The organism is Acaryochloris marina S15, from assembly GCF_018336915.1.
Lineage (GTDB): Bacteria > Cyanobacteriota > Cyanobacteriia > Thermosynechococcales > Thermosynechococcaceae > Acaryochloris > Acaryochloris marina_A.
The window spans coordinates 2,321,057-2,345,221 of sequence record NZ_CP064923.1 but is presented as its reverse complement, the minus strand read 5'-3'; the positions used below and the strand labels follow the sequence as shown (position 1 = coordinate 2,345,221).

Here is a 24,165-nt window from a genome sequence, read left to right as displayed (position 1 = left end):
CTCAAGCCTCATCACTGGGTAAGCTTTCTGAGACTTTTTGTAGAACAATCCGAGTCCAAGTCACATTTTTCTTGCCTTTGACCAAGCTGGGCTGATTTTCCAATACGAGTAGCGGTTTCAAATTCACCCTTTCTGCCTCTTGCACTGTTTCCTGGCCATCCGTAGGAAATATATGCGTGCCCACTCCTGCAGGACCATGACGCAGAGAGAGGGCAAAAATCCCTGTGGGTCGTAGTAAATCGGCGATGCACGTTAGGGCAATTCTTCGTTCATCCTGATCGATATGATGCCAAACCGCTGATGCCAGGACAAAATCAAACCCTTCCTTGCGGTCCTCAAGACTTTGTAATAGCGGTAGAGAGTCATCGATCCACTCAATGCTGGTGCCATAAAGACTTTGTGCAACCGAGAGAAATTCCCTAGTGGGTTCTACGGCAACTACGGTATGTCCTATTTCAGCAAGGGCAGCGGCATCTCGGCCAATCCCCGAGCCAACATCCAATACATGGGATGGATCGGTGGGGATAAACTGAAGGATCGATTGATGCAGATCCTGAAATGCGATCCCATGAGTCGCTACAACAAATCGTTCGGTAGCTGCCGCATATCCTTCAGTTCCTTTGACCCATAGCATATTTATCTCAACCCATTTACATCAGCGAATTAAACTCATAGGTAGCCGTTCAGAAACAAGATTGGGCGCGAAGAAGGACTGATTCAGATCTCGACAATACCCCCATCAAAAAAATTCACACTGGAGCCATACATTATTTAGAGACGTACTCCAGGGAATCTTCTACACTATGCTCACAGAACTGTAGGAAATGAGCTGTTTGTGGCCACCGTTCACTGTCTGGATCATACCTTTACCAATATTGAAGCCATCGTTTTTGATAAAGATGGCACATTAGCAGACGTAGAGTCTTTTCTTAAGAGCTTAGGGCAGAAATGCTCAAGCGTTCTAGAAGCAAAAGTTCCAGGTGTTCAAGACCCCCTATTACGAGCTTTTGGTATAGAAGAGACCTATATCAACCCAGCCGGGTTACTAGCTGTGGGGAGTCGTTACGAGAACAAAATTGCTGCTGCCGCCTATGTTGCCGCAACTGGACGCAACTGGTTAGAGGCACTAGAGATGGTTGAATCCACTTTTAATGAAGCCGATACCTATTTAATACCGAAAGCAGAGCATACTCCCCTACTTGCCAACTCCTTAGAAACCTTAAATACATTGTCAAAGGCAGGGCTGAAGTTAGGAATATTATCTGCAGATAGTAGTGACAATGTCCAAGAATTCTTAGCTACCTATCATCTGCAAGCACTATTCCAAGCTGCCCAAGGTGTTGACGGTACGATTTCGAAACCCGATCCCTCCTTATTCATTGATATTTGCGCTCAGATGGAGACACCCCCCAACCGAACTCTGATGATTGGGGATGCTCCTGTAGATATGAAAATGGCAAAATCTGCAGATGCAGCAGGTTGCATATTCGTCACTTGGGGATGGCATGCTCCAATCCCCACCCACCTCGCCGATATTTCCTTAGACAGCTGGCAGCAGCTCACCATCAGTCCATAGAATCTTATTCTTATCGTAATTGCAGGGTTCTACATCATTCTCTCCAAGTCCTTTCTGAAGAGAATGCTATAATTCTCTGGACTTACAGGAATTTTTGCTCATTATTGTTCTCTCGCTTTGCTCCTCAGGAGGATCAAGATCTTGCCTAAGCGTTATCTTTTCACTTCAGAATCTGTGACTGAAGGCCATCCCGATAAGGTTTGTGATCAAATTTCTGACACGATTCTTGATGCTCTACTCACTCAAGACCCCGCTAGTCGGGTCGCTGCTGAAGTAGTAGTTAACACTGGCCTCGTTCTCTTAACTGGAGAAATTACCACTAAAGCCCAAGTTAACTTTGTAGATTTAGTCCGTCAAAAAATCACTGAGATTGGTTATACCGACTCCGATAATGGCTTTGCAGCTAATAGCTGCTCTGTCCTAGTGGCATTGGATGAGCAATCTCCAGATATTGCCCAAGGGGTTGATTCAGCTCAGGAAACTCGCGAAGAAAAAAGCGATCAAGAGCTGGATGCCATTGGTGCTGGCGACCAAGGTTTAATGTTCGGGTTTGCCTGCAATGAAACACCCGAACTGATGCCCTTGCCCATCAGCCTTGCTCACCGAGTCACTCGACGATTGGCAGCCGTGCGCAAAACCCAATTGGGTTATTTACGACCGGATGGTAAATCTCAGGTTACCGTCACCTACGAAGATGGTCGTCCTGTAGGGATTGATACGGTTCTGGTTTCGACCCAGCATGACGCCACCATTGGCGATATTACCGCTCCTGCTGCAGTACAGGCCAAAATTAAGGAAGATCTGTGGAATGCAGTTGTACTGCCTATCTTTGCCGATATCGACATCAAACCCGATGAAAATACTCGGTTCCTCGTTAATCCCACGGGCCAATTTGTCGTGGGAGGCCCTCAAGGTGATGCCGGACTCACGGGACGGAAAATTATTGTAGATACCTACGGGGGTTATTCCCGTCATGGCGGTGGCGCTTTCTCCGGTAAGGATCCCACAAAAGTAGACCGTAGTGCAGCCTATGCCTGCCGATATGTGGCCAAGAATATTGTGGCCGCTGGATTGGCAGAGAAATGTGAAGTACAGCTCAGTTACGCCATTGGCGTTGCCCGACCTGTCAGCATTTTGATTGAGACCTTTGGTACTGGCAAGGTTGACGAAGATCGCCTCCTGCAAGTGGTTCAAGAAAATTTTGAACTTCGTCCAGCTGGATTGATCCAAACCTTTGGCTTAACCAAACTCCCCGGTGAGCGTGGCGGTCGGTTCTACCAAGAAGTGGCGGCTTATGGTCATTTCGGTCGGACTGATATAGACCTGCCCTGGGAAGCCACCGATAAAGCTGATCTGCTCAAGCAAGCCCTTAGCCCTGCAATGTCTGGCAACGCTTAACGAATTTCTTCGTAAAAGCGTTTGAGAAATTCGGCTGGTAAACCCATAAGCCACAGCCAACCTATCGAGTGATAGATAAATGTGGCTTTCCAAGCCCCCCATTGCTGCAATCTGCGGTCGGAGGTTTGGACAATGCGGTTGACCAGCCGAATTTTGCCTTGTTGAACAATTCTGATACAGAAGTCTGCATCTTCCATAATGGGTAGGTCCGGATCAAAGCCGTCACAGTTCCAAAATGCTTGTTGGTCACAGAACATCACTTGATCACCAAACAAGACCCTAAATCCCTTACATAAGAAGAGATGGGGACGAGCAATCAGGGCGGCAATATAGGTTTTTAGGTAGTTTTGCAACGTGATGCCCCAGCGGGTACTTTGATCGCCACACATCAAAGCAATAAACCCCCCGCAGACGGTATTAGGATCGGCTAGGGTCTGAGTCATTAGGTCGACTAGATCATCGGGGACTAGGGTATCGGCATGGAGAAAACAAAGAATGTCTCCAGTTGCGATCGCAGCCCCGTAATTCATCTGCGATGCCCGGCCCCGCTCCGGTGCTGTCACCACAGAAAAGCTCGTCCCTTCCCAGGACTCAACATGGTGCTGAGCAATGGAAACCGTCGTATCAGTACTGCCCCCATCCACCAAGATAATCTCATGGGCGGGAGGCTCCAAGGCCATCAGATGCTTAAGGGTTCGGCTGAGAACCGTTGCTTCATTGAGCAGGGGCATAATGATAGACACTTGAGGCATGAAAACTCAGTTCAGCAACAGAATATGAACAAGGCCCCATTGATGATACGCGATGGTAAACCCCGCAGGAACTGAGATCATTGTGTGCCAGAATCAGGAGTGTTGCACAGGGGGCCTTGATGCTGGGTACTTTACTTGATCAGCGCTATAAGGTTACGGCAGTCTTAGGGGCCGGTGGATTTGGCCAAACCTATATTGCTGAAGATACTCGCCGACCGGGCAATCCCCAATGTGTGGTTAAGCATCTGAAGCCAGCCAGCTCTGATACCCAATTTATTGATGTGGCCCGGCGGCTATTTCGGACCGAAGCCGAGATGCTGGAGAAGCTGGGACGCCATGATCAAATTCCTCAGCTCCTCGCCTACTTTGAAGATCAAAAAGAATTTTATCTCGTTCAGGAATTCATTCAAGGTCAGACCCTGAGTGATGAGATGCCCCTGGGCCAACCCTTACCCGAAGCTCAGGTGCTAGGCATTGTGCAAGAAATCCTCAACGTCTTGCATTTCGTTCACTACCACCAAGTCATTCACCGGGATATCAAGCCCGATAACCTGATCCGTCGGCAAGCCGATGGTCATTTAGTCTTAATTGATTTCGGTGCCGTCAAAGAAATCCGCACTCAAATTGCTCCAGCGGATCAATCCGTTGGCTACACCGTGGGCATCGGCACCCAGGGCTATATGCCCGGTGAGCAATTATCAGGCCGTCCCCGCCTCAACAGCGACATTTATGCTGTTGGCATGATTGGTATCAAGGCCCTAACGGGGGTAGAGCCGATGCAACTTCCCTTTGATGAACAAACGGCGGAGCTTCAGTGGCGTTCCTTGGCCCCCCAAGCGTCCCCCAGGTTTGCCGAGATCTTGGAACGGATGGTGCGATCGCAATTCAATACCCGCTACCCATCTGTGGCAGACGTCCTCCAAGACTTACAACTCCTTTCGCAACCTTCATCTCCCCCCATTCCTCCCACCGAGCCCGTCATCTACAGTGCTCCCATTCCCAACAATGCTCCCATTCCTAACGCCAACCCCACCGACTTGCCTGCCACCAATGTTGTCAGTCCAAAACCCGTGCCTCCCCAACCCTCTCGTGGTTCTTGGTGGATTGCTGCAGTCATCGTCGGTTTATCGGGTCTAGGGGGTGCTTACGCCCTCGGTCTGATGCCCAACTTTTCGGGGCTCAATGGCCGATCTACAGATCCGGCTGTGAGTCCCTCTGCCTCTGTTGAACCCTCTGTTGAGCCCTCCCCCTCCTTGACTCCTTCCCCCATCAGAAACGTCAACCCTCTTCCCTCTAACTGCAGGGTCACCGTCAACGATCCGAATCCTCCCTTGAACATTCGTTCCAGTCCAGAAGTCACCCCCGACAATATCGTCGCCACCGTTGATAATGGCACCCCTCTGTCCGTGCTCGGTTCACAAGGGAAGTGGCTACAAGTTCAATCTCCTGACGGTTGGGTTTCTAAAAACCTCACCCAGCAAGTGTGCCGATTAGCACCAAATCGGGTTCGATTCGCCCCAGGGGCAACAGGCACTTTACTGGCACAAACCTTGAATCAGCATGAGCGGCAACCCTTCCTACTCAATGCTCAAGCCCAACAATCTATGACCGTGCGCTTATCCAGCGGCGATGTAGAGGTCCAAATCCTCGATCCTCAAGGTCGTATGATTGCTGAGGCAAATCGTCAAACGCCTAGCGATACCACAGCATTACCCTCGAATGGGAACTACACCATCGCCGTAGAAAATCAGCAACCTGGGGCTGAACGCTTTTCCCTAGATGTTGAAGTCGTTACGCCCAGGCAAATCCCCCCTAAAGACACCACCTCAAGGGTGAAGTTCGCCCCTGGTGCAACGGGGACTCAGCTCAACAGCACCATTCAAGCAGGCCAACGACAGCGGTATTTACTCAATGCTGGGGCACAGCAATTGATGCGGGTCAATATCGCCCAAGGAGATATTCAGGTGACACTCTTCAGTCCCGGTGGTCAACCTTTAAGCCAACTCAGCCCCCAAGCAGCCAATTGGCAAGGACAACTCCCTCAATCTGGAGAGTACCGTTTAGACGTGACGGCAACTCAAACCAGCCCTTACAGCATCGATATTGATATTGAATAAAAACTGGGAAATTTAGGTGATCCTTGTCATTCGAAAAGGACCTAGACTGAGCTAGGTTATGATGTGAACGCAGGAAGTCTTAGACATCCTATCAATTACTCATACAGTAATAATCAATGGCTACACGCCAGTATGGGAAAGGGATAAATCACTTCTGCTTTTCACTTGGCTTGGACCTTGCTGCATTGATTGAAATGCTAACTTTATGACTCAGATTACGTGTAGTTCCTGTGGGCGAGAAAATTCTTCAGACTCCCGATTCTGCCAATATTGTGGGATTTCAATGTTGAAACCTCCTGTGACAGGTTCAGGCAGCCCTGCAGTCGTACCCCAAACCAGTAATCAATCTTCAATTCCACCCACCCAAGGAACTGCAGACTTAGACGCCACTGAAAATACCCAGACCTCATTGCCCCCTGGTACACGACTCCGCGATCGCTACATAATCCAACACCAGCTAGGACAAGGGGGATTTGGCAGAACCTACCGAGCTGAGGATACTGGGCGCTTTAACGAAATTATCGTGCTCAAGGAATTGACCCCATCGGTTCAAGGCACCTACGCCCTTAAGAAAGCCGAAGAACTCTTTCAAAGAGAAGCAGCCACCCTTCATCGCCTTGAACATCCCCAAATCCCCAGATTCTGGGAGATATTCACTGCCCAGAAGCGACTATTCCTAGTCCAAGATTTTGCTGAAGGCTCCACCTATCAACAACTGCTAGAAGGACGCCAACAGCAAGGGCAAACCTTTAGCGAAACAGAAGTCACACAACTATTCAGGGATCTGCTGCCTGTCTTAAGTTATCTCCATGGCCAGGGAGTCATCCACCGAGATATTTCCCCCGATAACATTATCCGGCGGAACAAAGATGGTTTACCCATCCTGATTGATATGGGTGGGGTGAAGCAAGTTGCCATAGACGTTGCGACAGAAGTTGCCACTGAACGGAGTTCCCCTGGAGCGTCCACGGGAGGGACTCGCTTGGGGAAAATTGGGTATGCTCCTGATGAGCAGATGCGATTAGGTTTAGTTGCTCCCCATAGTGATTTATATGCCTTAGCAGTAACGGCTTTAGTGCTGATGACCGGACATCCTCCCCAACAGCTCCAAGATCCCCAATCTCTAGAGTGGCTATGGCAGAAAGAACTCAGCTTAAGCTCTAATTTTTCTGACACCCTCAACAAAATGTTATCGCCCCGGCCGGTGGATCGGTATCAGTCCGCAGCGGAAATCATCCAAGCGCTCAATACTCAGATAGAGCCGCCCCCCACCAAAATCATGCAGCCACCCCCCGTCACTGGAGTGCCTCCGACCATGCCGCCAACGATGCCCGCGGCACCTCCTCCGACTCAACCGTCTCCCCAAACCACCCAGTCAGCGAACCCTTTTTCTGCCAACTATTCTGCCCCTGTGCAACAAGTTGCTGCGGTGGAAGCAGATCAAAGCAAGAGTAACGTTAAGTTGTGGACCATCGCCGGTGGATTGACCTTCATTATCCTGGGCGGTCTTGCTTACGCTGGATTTAATGGCAGTAATAACAGTGTCGATCCAGTCGTATCAACCGAAGAATCTAGTTCGCCGACTGCCTCTAGCTCTCCTTCCCCTCGGGTTAGCCCCTCACCCAGCCCATCCCCTTCCAGTAGGCGGCGGTTTAAGTCCGTTGATATTGATAAGTTATCCACCTATACCCATAAAACCAAAGCCTTTTCCTTACTGGCTCCCGATGGATGGAAAAGCAAAGACAATAGCAAGCCGGGTGAAGTGATTGTGTTATGGACCGATCCAACCCGTAACGGTGGACTCGTCGCCGACATTTTCGATGTTGACTACGATCCCACCCAGGATGATTTAACCAAGTTACTCCAAGATTTTCTCAAGAACTCTTTTGAGAAGGAGCCAGGTTTCTTTCTCCGAGATGCTAAACCCCAAAAAGATGGCAGTGTTTTGCTCATTTGGGGTTATACAGCCAAAGCAACAGGCAACATTAAAGTTAAACTGCTGGGCAATAGCTTTATTGAACGTAAAGGGAAGCGAGTGGCCATTCTGAGCTTCATCGTTCCAAACGATCAATTCAAGGAACTGGAAAAACCCCTCAATCGAATTATCAATAACTACAAAATCAATACAGAAGCCAAAATCCCTTAAATAAGGGATGGGAATGTGGAACTTTTCTGGGATGGTAAGGCTCAAGATAGCGAAACAGTCTCACATCATTATGAAGCGCTTAATCACTTCTCAGTCCATTGCGCACAAGGATGACCTTATCCACCCGGCCCCCATGAAACCTTCTCGAAGCCACCTCCTTTGGGTTACTAGTATTCTTGCTGGTGGGGTCGTTTTGTCTGTGGGGATTTATCGGTGGGTCTCTTCCCAAGACGTTCAAGCATCTTCGACCTCTTCAACCCCAGCTTCTGCACCCTCGTCTCCGGGTCCTGCTCCAGATTTATCCAAGACGGCTCTTGCGCCCCCAGGACTATTTGCCCCACTAAGGGGAGATGTGCGATTAGTGGTGATGAGTGATCTCAACAGCCAGTATGGGTCAACTCGCTACGCTCCAGAAGTCACTAAAGCAATCTCACTGATTCCTGGCTGGCAACCTGATTTAGTTTTGAGTGGGGGAGATATGGTGGCGGGCCAATCGCGTTCTCTCAACCGGGCTCAAATTCAAGCCATGTGGGCTGCATTTGATCGCAACATAGCAGCCCCCCTCCGCCAAGCTCAACTCCCTTTGGGATTCACCATCGGCAATCACGATGGTTCAGGAGCTTTATCACCTGCGGGCAGCCCTATTTTTACGGTCGATCGGCAAGTTGCGTCCTCCTATTGGAATCAGCAACGCCCAGATTTACCTTTTGTCGATCGAGCAAACTTCCCGTTCAATTACACCTTTGCTCAGGATGATATCTTCTATCTAGTTTGGGATGCTTCCACCGCTAAGATCACCCAAGAGCAAATAGCCTGGGTGGTGAGAAGCCTTGAGAGTCCAGCAGCCAAAAAGGCTAAACTTCGAATCATGATTGGTCATCTCCCCCTCTATGGCATTGCGGTGGGACGCAACAAACCCGGTGAATATTTGCACAATGCTGAACAGTTACGGGTGATCATGGAGCGCTATGGCGTTCATACCTATATCAGTGGTCATCAACATGCCTACTATCCCGGTCGCCGGGGACAGCTCCAACTGCTCCATACGGGGGCGTTAGGCGGCGGTCCCCGTCAATTAGTGGGGAGCGATCGCACCCCTCAGAAAACTTTAACGGTGGTGGATATTGATCATGACACTGCATCAACGACCTATACAACCTACGATATGAAGACCCTACAGGTGATCAGTCACCAACAACTGCCCCGCCAAATCGCTGGGCAGAATGGTACCGTCTATCGCCGGGATATAGGCATAGCCCCATAGGGCTAACTCCAGGACTGAGGATATATTTTAGCTCCGGGCAATCGTTTCAAACGGTCCCAATGGACTAGCTCGTCGTGGAAATATAAGGCATAGTCTGACGAGAATGCGATCGCAACATTGATCACGCCTTTCAGTTTATGATTGCTAAAGTACTCATGCTCCTTTCGATTAAATGGACGTCGAGTCATCCCAAAAATATAGTAGGGACATTCAGGAAAGCGTTCGAGCACTCTTTGAACCAAGTAGACCGTTTTTATCTCTGGATAACTGGAGAAGTGCTCCGTTAGCTGTCGAATTTCTGCCTCTGGTAATCCATGAGGTTTGAACTGTGTATTCTGGGCAAACTGCGAACGTTCAGTCAACGCCATCTTCCAGGCTTTCTGATGCTGCTGCCATCGTCGTTTATAAGGTTCAGCCAGATCCGGCTGTTGTCGTTGGTGATAGTAGCCATAGAGCTGACGACAGGCTGAAGTCACGAGGGAAGGATCATGATCCATCGCATATTCAAGGTGTGTCACTCCGTCGGCTTGCCCTTCCTCTGTCAATAAATATCCAACCCAATAGCGAGCATTAGCCTGGTGAGGGTTCTCCACAATAATCGATTGGAACATGGATAGGGCTTGCTGTCGATCCTGAAGTTGCCAGGTGGTTGAAGCCCGTTTCATTTGCTCTTCTAGGGTCAGCAGATGTTCAGGCCTTTGATTCAAGCGGTGTAACCCAGCCAACTGATGTTGACTATAGTCATGATCATCAACCCACTCCTCAGTTTCTTCTTGTTTTTGAAATTGATTCAATTGGGCGGTTAAGTCAGGAAATGTATCCCCCAATAAAACTGTAGCGTTCAATTTAGGAGGCAATAATTCTACTGGGGAATAGGCCAACCTCTCCAGACGTTCTGACAAACATGGATGAGTCGAGGCATTGGTGGTTTGCTGAGCAAGACACAGGGCCAACCATCTACGATATTGATCTAGAGACATTCCTGATCGAAGAACCTGGAGGATCTGGGAAATAGAATCATCGTCCGGTTCTGACTGGTGGAGTGTTCGGCGGTAATGGGTAGACCAATACTCTTTCAAGAGCAGATGATCATACACATAGAGCCAAATAAGTGCCTCTGCTTGATGGTGAGCCCCTACTATTCCTGCTGCCCGCCGATCGGCCTCATACTCTTGAGCACGAGCATGGACAAAAGAAAAAGCTCTAAAGAATGGTCCATACCACCTAAAAAAACGGTCAAACAGAAATCCTCCACTACTATGCTCAAAACGTTCTGCTAGGTCATACCACATCCGACGAATTCGATAAATCCATGCTGACGCTCGACCATCATCTCCACAGAGATGGGCAAGCTCATGGGCGAGTACGGCTTTGCACTGCTGGGGAGACAGCGCTTGCAAAAGGGGCAGGCCAATTAACAAATAGTTGCTTTGCCAACCGATCAATCCAAATCGAGGACGCTGAACAATAGCAGCATTGAGCTTCCCATTCAGGATGACATTATTCAACTTGGGCGCTTTCATCGCCAATGCTAATTCATCAAGCATGGCAAACAACTCGGGGACTTGTTTCCGAGTCATGGGAATCCCCTTAGGCCGATCAAAGCGAACGAAAAACAAGCGCAGCAGACTAAACCCAACCAAGATAGTCACATAATTGAGAGATTCAATCATGTCCTGGTCTTGAATGGCGGTTAAATACAGTCGAATTCCCCATAGCCCCGCAAATAACAGGACAAATACAGCCAGGATATAGATATAGCCTAAACAAGCTAACAGCCTTAAGCGACTCCGGTAGAAACTTGGATTTCGTTGAGCCATTGTCTCAACCCGGTAGACTAAAGCATCAAATTCCTCAGGTGTGGAGATTTTTCTGAACGAGATCCACTGAAACCACCGTTGCATAGCTACAAAAAATTGACCTTCTTTCTACCTAAAGTATGCCCAGCAGAAGAACTTGGAGATTTGGGCTCAATGTTTCAAGTGGTCATTCAATGGTCAGGTGAACTCAATCCATGCCCACACTTCAATTTCCTCGGCAGTCCTGACAAGAATTTGTATGATAGGGAACTGTTGCCAAGACAGAAGATAAGGCTCATGGAGTCAACCCTCATTTACCCCCATCAGTTGTATGAAAATCATCCTGCTGCCTCACCAGAACGCATCCCCTTCTTAATCGAAGAGCCGCTCTTTTTTCGCCAATACCCCTTTCACAAAAAGAAGATTATTCTGCATCGAGCTTCAATGCAGAGCTATGCGGATCAATTGCGAGAGCAAGGCCATACAGTCCAGTATTTAGAAAGTAGTAAACTCGACTCTTCCTCCACCGTTTTTTCTATTCTCCATAGCCAAGGCATTGGCTGTGCCCATATCTGCGAAGTCACCGATGACTGGTTAACGCAACGAATTACTAAAGCAGCGCAGACATTCGACATCCAACTGGTTTGGCATCCAACCCCCAACTTCTTAACCCAAACCTCAGAATTAGAATCCCTATTGCCTGCCAATAAGTCCTTACGGATGAATTCCTTCTATATCAAACAACGTCAACGATTAGGGATTCTACTGGATGGCGAGGGTCCAGTGGGGGGCAAATGGAGCTTCGATGCGGACAATCGTAAGCGCCTGCCTAAAAAAATTGAGCTTCCTTCTATTCAGTGGCCTGCTGCCAATACCTATGTCAAAGAAGCGGTTGCCTACACCCAGCAACACTTTGCCCAGAATCCAGGCAGTAGTCATGGTTTTGCCTATCCGATTGACCACGCCAGTGCTCTTCATTTCCTCAACCAATTTTTAGAAACCCGTATTGACCAGTATGGTGCTTACCAAGATGCTATCGATGCCGACCAATCCTACTTATTTCACTCGGTTTTGACCCCTGCCCTGAATATTGGTTTATTACATCCACAAGAAATCGTTCAAGCCACATTAGATAGGCATGCAGATCGCCCCATTCCTCTCAACTCGCTGGAAGGGTTTATTCGGCAAGTGATTGGCTGGCGGGAATATGTCCGCGGCGTCTACCTTCTGAAAGGACGAATCCAAAGAACCACTAATTTTTTCCAACACCATCGACCTATCCCTAAACTATTTTGGGACGCCAACACGGGCATCCTCCCCTTTGATACGGCAATGCAGCGGGTATTAGACAGTAGCTATGCCAACCACATTGAACGATTGATGGTGTTTAGTAACCTATTCTTGCTCTGCGAATTCGCCCCAGATCAGGTTTATCGCTGGTTTTCATCGCTGTTTATCGATGCCTTTGATTGGGTGATGGTTCCTAATGTGTATGGCATGGGCCAGTATGCCGACGGGGGCCTAATGATTACGAAACCCTATGTCAGCTCTTCCAACTACCTGCGCAAAATGAGTTATTTCAAGCAGGGAGACTGGAGTGTCCTCTGGGACGGCTTATATTGGCGCTTTATGAACCAACATCGATCGTTATTTGGGCGCAATCCTCGCACGCGGATGACGGTCAGCCACCTGGATCGCATGGGTGACAAGCTAGATCAGCATTTGCAGGTATCCGCAGCCTTTCTTGACAGTTTTTAGATCAACGAACCAATGATCAACAAACTGGTATTAACAGTGGGCTGCAATTTGGCTAGCCTCGCGAGGGGGATAGGTCAAGGCAGCAATTAGCAGCACTGTCAGATCAAATGCCAATTTCAAGCTATGGATCACTACGTTTTTCACCACAACTAAACAGCCCATCAGTAAAAGTTTCAACAGAGTTCGGCCAGACTGAGCCACTGCAGGGGTTGTCGAGGTGACTAATCTACCGGGCAAATACAAAAAGAGGGACAAAGCCAACAAGTTTACGATCAGAATTCCGATGAGCAGATAGCTACCCAGACCTGCCAAAAAAGATCCTTTTTGCATTGAAGGCAGCAGCTTATCTAAGGTGGACAACACCCCAACCATACTTAGGGGTGCTAACCATCGCGGTAAGCTCATGCCTTCGGTAAATTGCTTCAGTAGGTGAAATCCATTATTGACGACAACCGATAACCATTCACCACTCTGATCAGCCATGAACTAGCCCTACCCATAGACGTTGAAGACATCTTACACATAATTCAGGGATTGTCAATGCTTTCCCTTTGAATAGAGGGATTTAGCAAAATCTTTTGCTCATATTTACAGAAATGCGGCGAAAAACTTTTTTCAGAGTTATTTTAGTGGAGATGTTAGGGGATTTTGGAGTCGAGCATGGCGAGTCGTGAGCATCTAAACATACTGAACCAAGGCGTTAAAGCCTGGAATCAGTGGAGAGATGCCAACCCTAATATTCGTCCTGATCTGCAGTTGGCCAACCTGAATGGGAAAAACCTCAGCAAGATCAATTTCAGTCGAGCGGATCTCAGCGGTGCGGATCTCAGTGGTACAGAACTCAGACATGCTCACCTGATTGGCGCTAATCTCAGCCGAGCCTTTATGCGTTGGTCGGATTTGAGTCGAGCTACCTTAAGGGGTGCCTATTTATGGGGTGCCGATTTGAGTGGCACGACCCTGGAACAGGTGGACCTGAGCTATGCCAAACTGCGAGGGGCAACTATGCGCTGGGCCGATCTCAGCTTTGCCAGACTGACCCAAGCCAACCTTCGGGGAGCGACCCTGAGTGGGGCGACCCTCTGCCGTTCGATTCTGAGAAAGGCAGATTGCAGTTGGACAGAACTCCGCTGGGCCGATATGCGGGGAGCTAACCTGTATGAAACAGATTTGCGGTGGACGGATCTGCGCGGGGCCGATTTGCGATACTCGTCGTTAGATTATGCGATCGCACTTTCGTCTGACTTCACCGGAGCCACCTTTACCGGGGCCAGTATTGAAAACTGGAAGATCAGTAATGAAACCAAATTTGATGAAGTTGACTGTGCCTATATTTACCTCAAGTCTTCCCAACGGGATCGTCATCCCCTAGCCGGCGATTTTATCTCAGGTGAGTTTATCAACCTGATTCAAAAGCCCTTAGGGACGATTGACTTACTCTTTTTACACGGTATCGATTGGCTAGCCTTTGTCGCTGCTTATCAAACTCTTACCAGTGAATTTGAACAGTGTGACATCAATATTCAGGCCATTGAGAAGAAAAGCGGAGGCGCTTTTACGGTTCGATTGGAAGTCCCTGTTGATGCGAATCATGAGGCGATAGAAGCTCAAGCAAAACAACATTATGCTGCTCAGCTCAAAGCCATTGAGAGACGATATAAATCTCAGCTCAACGCCACGGATGTGGAATTAAAAATCTACCGCCAGAAAAATGCTGATATCAAGGAGATTACAAAACTGCTAGCGGTTAGGCCCTTAAAAGCCAGGAATAAAGCGGCCCTTCAACATCGGTCTAACTTACGGGTCCCCTCCTAAAGTCTGGCTGGATTTGTTCTATCTCAGACTGGATTTCACACAGAACTTGAAATAACTCCGTTCATGGAGGGTCACAGTTCTGCTAGTGTCCCTACTGACGAGTCCAAATCCGGCGATTAAGGTTGAGATCTTGGATAATTCCTAACATGAGCTGGAAGTTATCAAAGTAATCTTGCATCGGTCTGAAACTCAGCATCGTTTTGAATAGCTGAGCCTCAAACAAATCTCGGTCATGATGGATGGCAATAAAGATCTGATTCTCTGAGAAGGATATAGAGACGGGACGCTGGGCTTTTTTTCTAAACTTCACGAGGCGTTCCATTAGGCTCGTCGATAGAATATATCGGGCCTCAACTTGATCGTCACTGTATACGGTATACAGCTGGTCAAATTCTGGGTCTTCTAGCTTAACGAGTTGTCCAGATCGATTCAATTGCTTGAGTTTCGAGGCTAATGAGCCTGTGAAAACAACGGTCTCACCCTGAAAACTCTTATTAAACTCAGATCGAAAAAACAGTCCTTTAAACACCTGCCGTCGAGTCACCTGATTCCCCACTTGGTCTTTGAAGCTGTCGTAATCAAAGCGTTGGCCTTTGAACATCCTGATCACGATAAAAGGCGAGGCTTTCAAAAAGCTAAACATCAAAACCAGCACTAAAATAGGTAATTTAATAAACGTGAGAAACCCTCTTGAACGTCTCAGTAAAAAAGGCATCATCTTAGGGATGAATGCGTGATAGATTTCATGCTCAGCCACGACCTCTGAGAAGTAAACATTAGCCGGACCGATATTGCCATACACACAATCATCTTGTTGAAGGTGAAATGTGGAGTTCAGAGCAGGAAATAGTCGACTTCTCAGGATCGCCATCCTAGTGAGGGAATTATCTCCATAGGCAGCATAGCTTAGGCCTTGATCGTTGTTGATGTAACGAATCACTTTCTCAATGATTTTGGTTTTAAACCCACGTTCATACATCTCCGTTTGAACGCTATAGAAAATAGCCCAACTCCATAAACAGCCAATTATGCCAAATAGAAAAAATGTAGCGACCAATAATAGCGACCGAAAATTTGGGAAGGAGAATCTAGGTTCTTGGCACTTTAAGATGAAGTCAAAAAACAGCTGTTCTGCAGTGCCATCGTCAGCATTGCTCAACTTTTGACCCAGACCAGAAGTGATCATGTCTCGGATACACTCACCCTCTGTAGGGATAGGAAAAAGTGGAAGAGACTGAAACACTTGCGGAACCTGAGTCAGAATCAAAATCAAGATAATTAGAAGGATGGCACCAACAATAGCTAAAGCTTTCAGGGCCGACTGCCGCTTGGTCTCATACTCCTTCAGATCTTCCACTAAGTTTTGTCGACAATAATCTTTGAACTCTGCTAAGGTGCGATGCTTAAAGAAAGGTTTTTCTGGCGACCCTTGAGATGATGCAGCAGAGACACTATCGGCTTTGGCGGCAGCTTGCATTCCTGTAACCACTTCAGTCGCAACCAAGAGGCTAAGGCTTTGGATAAATTTTTCTGCCCAGGCTTGAGTGGCTGGATTATTGGCCAGTATTGTTCCTAGGGATTTTGCCTGTTCGAGTTGACCCGCTTTTTGATAAGCGGTAGCCAACCACATTTGGGCTTGGTAAAAATCCGGATGGGAAGCATCTCCACCCTGGCGAAACTGCTCTAGGGCATGAATCGCCTGGCTAAACTGTTGGCTTCGGAGGGCTTCACGGCCTTCGGAGAGGAGCTGATTTGCATCAGTTAGAGACAAGGGAGCTGCACTAGGTTCAGGTATGGGTCCATCTGCTGGTGCAGTATTGACTTCTTCTTCAGTACTGGCTGCTAAAGCTTCTTCGGCAATGGCTGCGGCTTTATTCGATAGTTTGTCTTGCCAACGTTTTGCCCAAGAGCGAATATTGGGCTTTTCGCATTCCGTCAATTCCTGACAAATGGCCAGGGCTTTATCAAGCTCATTCACCTGGTCATAGGCTTTGACTAGGGCTTTACAGGCTTGATAATGTTCTAAAGATCCCGGTTTAGGGTTGGCTTGATAATAGTTTTCTAAACGCTGAACAGCTTCAGGATAATCCTGTTTTTCTAGGGCGAGTAACCCTGAACGATATTCTTTGAAAGGAGTCATGATTTAATTTTGAAGGAGGTTGCGGACATCAATAGCCCGTCGATCTTGAGCGGTTGCTTCAAACAAGGATTTAGCTTCATCCCGACGCCATGTGGCGATTAAGTTGCTCGGGAACATTTCGATACTGTTGTTGTAGTCCGTTACAGCTCTGTTATAGAAGCGACGAGCAGCAGACAGCTGTTCCTCGACCTCATTCAGGGACCCTTGAAGTTGAACAAACTGTCCATCTGTTTTCAGATCAGGATAGTTCTCGGTTAAGGCCAGGACATTAGCTAAAGCACCTGAGAGTTGGTTCTCGAGCTGGACCCGGTCTTCCGTAGACCCCTGGCCTTTCATCACTTGCGATCGCAGTTGCGTTACTTTCACCAGAGTTCGTTCTTCAAACTCCATATAGGTTTTGGCAATTGACACCAAATTGGGAATAACGTCACAGCGTTTTTTCAGCAATACATCAACACTGGAAAACGCCTGATCGACTTGATTTTTCTTAGCGACTAGATTATTAAAGAAAAACCATACGACTCCTCCCAAAACCAACGGAAGCAGCAAAATCAGGGCTAAAAGAATCTGCACAATTAGCATAATGAAGCTAACTCAAAATAACGCCAATAATCCAAGTTTTATGATTACTTGACTATTGTTCCCGATATTTTTGTGAGAATAGCAATTTAATCTAAGCTCAAGCACTAGGCGTTAAAGCATCACCTAAAACTACTATTAGATCGGTAAATCTGCTCGTGGCTTATAGGTTTCAATTTGGCGAATTTGTTCGTAGAGTTCTCGCTCTCGAGAGCTAATATTTTTAGGAGATTCGATGCGAATCTCAACTAATTGATCGCCTCTTTTTCCATTCGAAGCAGGGTACCCTTTTCCACCTAACCGAAGTCGCTGGCCGGAGCGCACTCCACTCGGTATCGATACCTTAACCCATCCATCTAGGGTTGGGGCTTCGATTTGCCCTCCCAAGATGGCTTCTGCACAGGTAATCGGTAATTCGCAAACAATATCGTTCCCTTCTAAGCGGTAGAAGGCATGGGGGGAAACATCAATTTTGAGATAAAGATCACCCCCTGAGGTTCCCTGACCTTTCAGACGAATGCGCTGGCCCGAGACCATCCCCATGGGCATCGACACTTCTAGGGAGCGTCCATCTTCCAAACGAATGCGCTCTCTGCCCCCCGCATAGGCCTTTTCCAGGGGCAAAGTCAGCCGTGCTTCGGCATCTCGCTGGCCAACCGCAGAAGCTTTAGGCTTATTTCTCGTTTGCTTGCGAGCATTGCTTTTCTTGCCATAGGGTCGTTCTAAAAGCTGATCCAAAAACTCTTGGAAATCTGCAAACTCACTGAAATCAACCTTATCAGAGGCAAAGGGATTGGTTTGCCCTCCCCATTTCTTAGCCGATTGGGGACTACTCGACTTCTGAAATCCCTGCTGTTGCCAATATTGACCGAACTGATCATACTTGGATCGCTTCTCGGCATCCGACAACACATCGTAGGCTTCACTGATGGTTTTAAACTGCTCTTCCGCCGCTTTATCGCCCGGATTCAAATCTGGATGATATTGTCGGGCTAATTTTCGATAGGAACGCTTAATCTCTTCCGTGGGTGCCTCTTTAGACACCTTAAGAATGTCGTAGTAATTGCGGAAGTTCTGCATCTACCTCTTGTTAGCCTAGTTCGCCAAAATTGCAACGATACCGTTGAGTTTACCAATCATCATCATCCCAGTCTTCCCAGAAGTCCCCATCCATTCGACTCGAAGACCGACGCGGGGGTGGATCATCGGACGACGGTCGCCCTGTCACCAATTCCACGCCTTTATTCACCCCTTTGGATACAGCATCACTGATCGAAGACATAGAAGGCAAGGGGAATAGCTCCTCTTCGTCATCGTAGTACTCTTGATTGACGCGAGTCACCTCTTGATTGAGTTCATATAGCGCATCTTGGAGATTGGCATAGTCCAGATCGATCTGGCGATCCTGATCTTGGTTAATGCTGTCTTGTAAGTCTCGGGACAGGGTCTCGACCCGCCTTCTCAGGTTGTTGGCGAACTGAGGACCAAAATCTAAGGTGATTTCTCGCAGCTTGCGATCGCATTGGCTAATCAGATCTTGCCCCCGATTCCGCTTATCAATTCGCTCACGACGGAGCCGATCCTTATCGGCAAACTGCTCCGCTTCCTGGAGCATCCGGTTGACTTCAGAATCTGACAGATTGGCCGCCCCTTGGACCGTAATCGTTTGTTCACGGCCCGTGTATTTATCCATCGCCGTCACTTGCAAAATGCCGTTGGCGTCGATATCAAAGGATACCTGCACTTGAGGCACCCCTCGGGGCGCTGGCGGAATCCCCCGCAGCTGAAACCGTCCCAAGGATTTATTGCTATTCGCGAGCTGTCGTTCCCCTTGAAGCACATGGACTTCGACCTGGTTCTGATTGTCTTGGGCCGTAGAGAAGACATCAGAACGCCGTACCGGAATCGTCGTATTACGAGGAATCAGGGTCTTCATCACCCCGCCAATCGTTTCTAGGCCAAAGGACAAGGGTGTCACATCCAGCAGAAAAATATCCTGCAAATCGCCTGCCGTAATCCCCGCCTGAATCGCAGCGCCCACAGCCACCACTTCATCTGGATTAACATTCTGATTCGGACGTTTGTTGATCATCTGACCAATCAGATTCTGGACCATGGGGATGCGGGTAGAGCCACCCACTAGCACCACTTCATCGATATCGATGGAGCGCAGATTACTATCCCGCAACGCTCGCTCCACCGGGGCCTGTAGGCGCTCCGCCACATCGGCGCATAAATTTTCAAACTGGCCCCGGCTCAACACCACGTCCATATGTTTGGGGCCTTCTTCCGTCGCCGTGATAAAGGGCAGGCTCACATTCGTCTCGGGCAAACCAGATAGTTCGATTTTGGCCTTTTCTGCAGCTTCTGTCAGGCGCTGCAGGGATTGGGGCTCCCGGCGCAGATCAATATTTTCTTGCTCTAGGAACTGCTCAGCCAGCCAATCTACAATAATCCGGTCAAAATCCGTGCCCCCCAATTGGGTATCCCCACTCGTTGCCCGCACTTCAAAGACCGAATCTCCCACGTCCAGAATCGAGACATCAAAGGTGCCACCGCCCAGATCAACCACCATCACCGTTTGGTTATATTGATTGTCCAATCCATAGGCTAGAGCCGCAGCGGTCGGCTCATTAATAATCCGCTTTACCTCTAAACCCGCAATTCGCCCCGCATCCCGCGTGGCCTGTCGCTGAGCATCATTAAAGTAGGCGGGCACTGTAATCACTGCCCCAGTAATCGGTTCTCCAAGAAAACGGCTCGCCTCATCTGCAAGTTTCCGCAGAATCATGGCTGACACCTCTTCCGGGGCAAATTCTCGTTCCAAGGCCGGGCATTTTATTTTGATATTGTCAGCCTGGTCGCGCCGAATCGTATAGGGAACCCGTTTGGAAAAAGCAGATAATTCGCTATACCGACGCCCAACATATCGTTTAAAGGCATAGAAGGTATTTTGGGGATTGAGGACAGTTTGTCTGCGGGCTAATTGACCAACAAGACGTTCTCCTTCTTTGCCAAAAGCCACCACAGAAGGGGTTGTACGGCTGCCTTCGGTGTTGGCAATCACAACTGGCTTGCCTCCCTCCATCACTGCCACCACTGAATTAGTAGTACCTAGGTCAATGCCGACAATTCTGCCCATGAACTCTATTTCTCCTATCGCCAGCCTAGTGCGATCTGTATCGTGAACCGTTGAATTTAATATTTTATCCTGCGGAACGGATTCTGTTCTGTGCGTGAGAATGGCCTCTGGAGAAGAATGAATTCTTCAGCTGAGGAGAAACATCTTGGAATTGCCCCTACAAGGGAGAAAGTCTCCTGACATTAACCACCTCTTGGTTCATGTGCACCATCATCCTTATTTCTACAGAATACCTTAGCCGTCTTATTCCTGGGGCATCCATCAGCTCTCCTGGGTCACCTGAGAAATTTCCTGGCATTGGCAAAGAACCAGCCCAAACCATTGGTTTGCATCCGTCCAAGTTCGCAAGGGGGTTAATTCCTTTTGTATTGAAGTCTCCCCTCCATCCGAAGACTCCGCCAATTCCTGAGAGACGGAGCGCAATTGTTGCTTTAAGGTCTCTAAATCAAATTTACGAGAGATTTCAGTCCGGATGGTTTCTTCCTGGTCAAACTCAACCGCCAGATCCAGGGCCGCTAGGTTGACCTGCTGAGTCTTTAGGCTAACGAGATGCATTTCGATCTGATGCTCATCCAGATTGTAAAACGCTTGGTGTTGGAAATTATCCACCTGGAAATCACCTTGAAATCGCTGATTGAGATGCTGCAGCATATTCAAGTTAAACGCGGCCGTCACCCCTTGGCTATCGTTATAGGCAGCTTCTAATTGCTGAACCGATTTTTGTAAATCTACCCCTAACAGTAAATACTCACCGGGTTGCAACGCTTGGGTTAACTCAGCAAAGAAGTGTTCACATTCCTGAGGGTTAAGATTCCCCAGAGTACTGCCCAGAAAGCAAATCATCCGGGTTGGCAATTGAGAGGGCGGCAAGGCAGCTAGAGCGGCCTCATAGGTGCCGACATAGCCATGAATATTGAGGGTGGGATAGTCCTTGAGTAGGTTGATGGCGCTCTGTTTGAGGATACCGCCGCTCACGTCAATGGGGCAGTACCAAGAGGCAAGACCAATATCAACATAGGCATCTAAGAGCAACCGTGTCTTTGTAGAACTGCCACTCCCCAATTCTACTAACTCACTAGGGCCAGTGATGGTGGCGATTTCGGATGCATAGGCCTGGAGAATAGCAGTCTCAGTCCGGGTGGGGTAATATTCCGGCAACTCACAGATTTTTTCAAAAAGTTGAGAGCCTGGATCATCGTAAAAATATTTAGCCGGGAGGGTTTTGGGCGTTTTCGACAACCCTTGAATCACATCTAGTCCTGGCTGGGTAGCGGTCGGAGACGGGTCCGAAGCAAATTGGGTAATCTGTAAACGAGATGGAAGGTCCGTAGGGGATAGTGCCGACAGGGATTGAGTTGCTGTATGCACAGACTCAAGCATGGGTGAGAGGTCTCCAACAGGGAGGCAACACAACGGTCACCTAAGGTTCCCAACCACTGTAAACCATCCCAAACAAACCCGCACAACTAGCCATAGGCACAGCGAAACCCGGCAAAATGAATTCGAATCCGAGGCTCATACCAGTTCCGGAAAGCCCCCCGGAGGACTGGAGCCTGGGTGGCCCAACTGCCTCCTTTTAAGATGCGATGCTGGTGATCAAAATAGACCATGGAATACCCTTTGTAAGGATAGGGCTCGAAATCAGGAAAGGGATGGAACCAAGTATTCGTCCATTCCCAAACATTTCCCAGTAAATCGAAACAACCATAGGCACTTTGCCCTTTTGCATACTGATGGACGGGGGTTGTCCCCCACTGCAAGCCCCCATGATTACAGTGATGCTTTTCTAGGGCCTGGTTGCCCCAAGGGTAGTCTCGCTTGGTGGGAGGATCCTGGGGTGCAGGGTGCCAGCAGGCCGCTTTTTCCCATTCCGCCTCGGTAGGCAGGCGTTTACCCACAAACCGGGCATAGGCATCGGCTTCATACCAGCTCACCCCACAGACTGGATGATCAGCTCCCCCCTCTGCCATCCAGTGGGTGGGATGATTGACGGGGTTAGATTGCAACCATTGCCATCCCGCTGCTGACCAATAGTGAGACTGGCCATATCCTCCAGCCTCAATGAACTGTTGATATTGACCTTGAGTCACCGGAAATCGATCCATCCAAAACGAATCTACCTGAACCCAATGAGATTTTTTTTCGTTATCCAGGGCTTCTAACTGGTCATTGCCTAATAAGAATCGCCCCCCTTCAATCGGAAGCATGCCTGGATCTGGCAGGGATGTCTTTGCAGTTTTAGAGACATTGACAACGGCAACGGGCCATTTCTTTTCCTTTGGCACAAAAGCAACGGGTTGTGATTTTCGGCGATGCAGTTGAAGAACCCAGGTGATCGTCTCGCAATGCTGACTTTCATGCTGGACTAGCCAATGCCATAGCCAAGCCCGAGAGTCTAAGGGGGCTTCCAGCAAATAGTCCCAAACTTGATTCCGGATTTGATCTAGATAGGCACAAATCTCTGTAAAAGAGGGTAGATTTTGCCGCTCAGCCTTCGGTAACCCATCCGCCGCAAATAACTGCCGATACTCAGGAAATAGTGGAGCGAATCCAGCTTCATGCTCTAAAAGCCAAAGTCCTTCGGTAAAGCCAATATGTCCTAAATGCCATCCCACAGGACTAAAGTCAGAATTGGCTTGCAGTCGAAACGTATCTTCACTGACGTCTTCAAATAACTGGAGGGTGCGAGCGCGGGACTGAGTCAGGGTTTCCCTAATAGCTAATTGTAGGTGTTCTGTTTCAGTAAACATCTCCTTAGAGGGCATGAGTGGTGACTTCTCCCTTGGGATTGATGGTTAATAAACTGTTTGCCGGAATGGATTGCCAGCAGTCTCCAAACTGCGATCGCATCTGCTCATCTGCATCCAAAGGCTCCGAAGCTACCACCACCCCTTTCACCGGATGGGTGACATTCAGCCAATACAAAGATGGGGGCGGATCTGGATAGGCAAAGCGAGACACCGTCATGGATTGACCATCACTGAGAACGATATTCAAGCTAACGCGCACCTCATAGGACTTAGCCCAAGTCTTAATCTGGTTCAAGGTTTGGGTTAACGCACCCACCAGGGTTTGCTCAGGATTTTGAGCCAGAGTTTCATAGATTAAAGCCAGAATATGTTCTGAGTCTGTTGTTCCTTCGATACTTTGATAGCGTTCGTCACCGAGACATTCCCGCATCGGTCGATATAGGGTTTGGCGGAACCGTTCAATAAAACCATTGTGAATCCCCAGTAACTGCCCATCGCCAAACGGCTGGCAATTACTAAGCTGCAGACTTTGCCCCAAGGTGGCGCTGCGAATATAAGCCAAAAAACTTCCAGAAGAAATATAGCGACAGAGTTCCTCAAAATTCGGATCGTTCCAAATGGGCAAACTATTGCGATACCGATAGGGCAGTTGATCTGTAGCGGGCTTGTACCAACCCATGCCAAAACCATCGGCATTAATTAAACCCGCCGTCATTTCTTTGGGCTGGTAACTCTGGGCCACGAGGGAATGGCGGGGAGTAATAAGAAAGGTATCTAACGAAACCGGTTCGCCTAAATAGCCCAACAAACGGCACATAGAGAGGAAAGTCCTTATCCATCAGTGAATACTGTAGCAAGCTCCATGCAGGTCTTTGAATGAGCATGCCATAATTACGTCAGCCGACTTTCTATTTAGACCTGTTGAGGGG

Annotated in this window: 18 protein-coding genes and 1 pseudogene; 8 read left to right on the top strand and 11 right to left on the bottom strand. The window is 48.5% G+C overall.

What is annotated here, in order from left to right:
* Position 1: 1 nt before the first annotated feature.
* Positions 2-634 (bottom strand): class I SAM-dependent methyltransferase, encoded by a 633-nt coding sequence (locus tag I1H34_RS11330; RefSeq protein WP_212665711.1) that lies wholly within the window; start codon positions 632-634, stop codon positions 2-4.
* Between the two features lie 201 nt (positions 635-835).
* Between I1H34_RS11330 and I1H34_RS11325 the strand changes: the two genes are divergently transcribed.
* On the top strand, positions 836-1,576 hold the full coding sequence (locus I1H34_RS11325; protein WP_212665710.1) for an HAD family hydrolase: 741 nt from the start codon (positions 836-838) through the stop codon (positions 1,574-1,576).
* A gap of 141 nt (positions 1,577-1,717) precedes the next feature.
* Complete coding sequence (gene metK / locus I1H34_RS11320; protein ID WP_212665709.1) at positions 1,718-2,974, top strand: methionine adenosyltransferase; 1,257 nt, start codon at positions 1,718-1,720, stop codon at positions 2,972-2,974.
* Here the strand turns inward: metK and I1H34_RS11315 are convergent.
* The gene (locus I1H34_RS11315) at positions 2,971-3,726 is read right to left on the bottom strand and encodes a TIGR04283 family arsenosugar biosynthesis glycosyltransferase (protein WP_212665708.1); all 756 of its coding nucleotides are present in this window, start codon (positions 3,724-3,726) and stop codon (positions 2,971-2,973) included. The two genes, metK and I1H34_RS11315, sit on opposite strands and share 4 nt — an antisense overlap.
* 119 nt (positions 3,727-3,845) lie before the next feature.
* Here I1H34_RS11315 and I1H34_RS11310 point away from each other — a divergent pair, with 119 nt between their 5' ends.
* The 4 genes and pseudogenes from I1H34_RS11310 (at position 3,846) to I1H34_RS11295 (ending at position 9,253) form a co-directional block, all read left to right on the top strand.
* A complete protein-coding gene (locus I1H34_RS11310; protein ID WP_212665707.1) occupies positions 3,846-5,843 on the top strand; it encodes a serine/threonine protein kinase in 1,998 nt (665 codons plus the stop codon).
* A gap of 205 nt (positions 5,844-6,048) precedes the next feature.
* Positions 6,049-6,096 (top strand): annotated as a pseudogene (locus I1H34_RS33080) (hypothetical protein); the annotation flags it as partial.
* Between the two features lie 30 nt (positions 6,097-6,126).
* Positions 6,127-7,989, top strand: coding sequence for a serine/threonine-protein kinase (locus I1H34_RS11300; protein ID WP_212666468.1), 1,863 nt, complete (start codon positions 6,127-6,129; stop codon positions 7,987-7,989).
* A 133-nt stretch (positions 7,990-8,122) separates the two neighbouring features.
* The gene (locus I1H34_RS11295) at positions 8,123-9,253 is read left to right on the top strand and encodes a metallophosphoesterase family protein (RefSeq protein ID WP_212665706.1); all 1,131 of its coding nucleotides are present in this window, start codon (positions 8,123-8,125) and stop codon (positions 9,251-9,253) included.
* 2 nt (positions 9,254-9,255) lie between these two features.
* On the opposite strand, the gene I1H34_RS11290 is transcribed toward I1H34_RS11295, so the two are convergent.
* Complete coding sequence (locus tag I1H34_RS11290; protein WP_212665705.1) at positions 9,256-11,157, bottom strand: M48 family metallopeptidase; 1,902 nt, start codon at positions 11,155-11,157, stop codon at positions 9,256-9,258.
* A gap of 192 nt (positions 11,158-11,349) precedes the next feature.
* On the opposite strand from I1H34_RS11290, the gene I1H34_RS11285 reads away from it, so the two are divergent.
* Positions 11,350-12,810, top strand: a complete 1,461-nt coding sequence (locus I1H34_RS11285; RefSeq protein WP_212665704.1) for a cryptochrome/photolyase family protein — start codon at positions 11,350-11,352, stop codon at positions 12,808-12,810.
* 30 nt (positions 12,811-12,840) lie between these two features.
* On the opposite strand, the gene I1H34_RS11280 is transcribed toward I1H34_RS11285, so the two are convergent.
* On the bottom strand, positions 12,841-13,293 hold the full coding sequence (locus I1H34_RS11280) for a hypothetical protein (RefSeq protein WP_212665703.1): 453 nt from the start codon (positions 13,291-13,293) through the stop codon (positions 12,841-12,843).
* Positions 13,294-13,470: 177 nt separating this feature from the next.
* Here I1H34_RS11280 and I1H34_RS11275 point away from each other — a divergent pair, with 177 nt between their 5' ends.
* Positions 13,471-14,625, top strand: a complete 1,155-nt coding sequence (locus I1H34_RS11275) for a pentapeptide repeat-containing protein (RefSeq protein WP_212665702.1) — start codon at positions 13,471-13,473, stop codon at positions 14,623-14,625.
* 91 nt (positions 14,626-14,716) lie between these two features.
* Here the strand turns inward: I1H34_RS11275 and I1H34_RS11270 are convergent, their stop codons facing one another.
* The 7 genes from I1H34_RS11270 to egtC all read right to left on the bottom strand — a co-directional run bounded on the left by I1H34_RS11270 (position 14,717) and on the right by egtC (position 24,053).
* Complete coding sequence (locus I1H34_RS11270) at positions 14,717-16,765, bottom strand: DUF3137 domain-containing protein (RefSeq protein ID WP_212665701.1); 2,049 nt, start codon at positions 16,763-16,765, stop codon at positions 14,717-14,719.
* 3 nt (positions 16,766-16,768) lie between these two features.
* Entirely contained in the window at positions 16,769-17,347 is a 579-nt protein-coding gene (locus I1H34_RS11265; protein WP_212665700.1) for a LemA family protein, read from the bottom strand.
* A 135-nt stretch (positions 17,348-17,482) separates the two neighbouring features.
* Complete coding sequence (locus I1H34_RS11260; RefSeq protein WP_212665699.1) at positions 17,483-18,424, bottom strand: DnaJ C-terminal domain-containing protein; 942 nt, start codon at positions 18,422-18,424, stop codon at positions 17,483-17,485.
* A 49-nt stretch (positions 18,425-18,473) separates the two neighbouring features.
* On the bottom strand, positions 18,474-20,486 hold the full coding sequence (dnaK, locus tag I1H34_RS11255; RefSeq protein WP_212665698.1) for a molecular chaperone DnaK: 2,013 nt from the start codon (positions 20,484-20,486) through the stop codon (positions 18,474-18,476).
* A 261-nt stretch (positions 20,487-20,747) separates the two neighbouring features.
* Entirely contained in the window at positions 20,748-21,866 is a 1,119-nt protein-coding gene (egtD, locus tag I1H34_RS11250; RefSeq protein ID WP_212665697.1) for an L-histidine N(alpha)-methyltransferase, read from the bottom strand.
* Between the two features lie 86 nt (positions 21,867-21,952).
* Complete coding sequence (locus tag I1H34_RS11245; protein ID WP_212665696.1) at positions 21,953-23,251, bottom strand: SUMF1/EgtB/PvdO family nonheme iron enzyme; 1,299 nt, start codon at positions 23,249-23,251, stop codon at positions 21,953-21,955.
* Positions 23,241-24,053, bottom strand: coding sequence for an ergothioneine biosynthesis protein EgtC (egtC, locus tag I1H34_RS11240; protein ID WP_212665695.1), 813 nt, complete (start codon positions 24,051-24,053; stop codon positions 23,241-23,243). The genes I1H34_RS11245 and egtC overlap by 11 nt, the downstream gene beginning before the upstream one ends.
* Positions 24,054-24,165 lie beyond the last annotated feature (112 nt).

Coding starts and splice junctions, on each gene's coding strand:
- I1H34_RS11280 (WP_212665703.1), bottom strand. CDS start 13,293: ATGGCTGATCAGAGTGGTGAATGGTTATCGGTTGTCGTCAATAATGGA.
- I1H34_RS11285 (WP_212665704.1), top strand. CDS start 11,350: ATGGAGTCAACCCTCATTTACCCCCATCAGTTGTATGAAAATCATCCT.
- I1H34_RS11295 (WP_212665706.1), top strand. CDS start 8,123: ATGAAACCTTCTCGAAGCCACCTCCTTTGGGTTACTAGTATTCTTGCT.
- I1H34_RS11245 (WP_212665696.1), bottom strand. CDS start 23,251: ATGCCCTCTAAGGAGATGTTTACTGAAACAGAACACCTACAATTAGCT.
- I1H34_RS11290 (WP_212665705.1), bottom strand. CDS start 11,157: ATGCAACGGTGGTTTCAGTGGATCTCGTTCAGAAAAATCTCCACACCT.
- egtD (WP_212665697.1), bottom strand. CDS start 21,866: ATGCTTGAGTCTGTGCATACAGCAACTCAATCCCTGTCGGCACTATCC.
- I1H34_RS11275 (WP_212665702.1), top strand. CDS start 13,471: ATGGCGAGTCGTGAGCATCTAAACATACTGAACCAAGGCGTTAAAGCC.
- I1H34_RS11330 (WP_212665711.1), bottom strand. CDS start 634: ATGCTATGGGTCAAAGGAACTGAAGGATATGCGGCAGCTACCGAACGA.
- dnaK (WP_212665698.1), bottom strand. CDS start 20,486: ATGGGCAGAATTGTCGGCATTGACCTAGGTACTACTAATTCAGTGGTG.
- egtC (WP_212665695.1), bottom strand. CDS start 24,053: ATGTGCCGTTTGTTGGGCTATTTAGGCGAACCGGTTTCGTTAGATACC.
- I1H34_RS11310 (WP_212665707.1), top strand. CDS start 3,846: ATGCTGGGTACTTTACTTGATCAGCGCTATAAGGTTACGGCAGTCTTA.
- I1H34_RS11315 (WP_212665708.1), bottom strand. CDS start 3,726: ATGCCTCAAGTGTCTATCATTATGCCCCTGCTCAATGAAGCAACGGTT.
- I1H34_RS11300 (WP_212666468.1), top strand. CDS start 6,127: ATGTTGAAACCTCCTGTGACAGGTTCAGGCAGCCCTGCAGTCGTACCC.
- I1H34_RS11270 (WP_212665701.1), bottom strand. CDS start 16,765: ATGACTCCTTTCAAAGAATATCGTTCAGGGTTACTCGCCCTAGAAAAA.
- I1H34_RS11260 (WP_212665699.1), bottom strand. CDS start 18,424: ATGCAGAACTTCCGCAATTACTACGACATTCTTAAGGTGTCTAAAGAG.
- I1H34_RS11265 (WP_212665700.1), bottom strand. CDS start 17,347: ATGCTAATTGTGCAGATTCTTTTAGCCCTGATTTTGCTGCTTCCGTTG.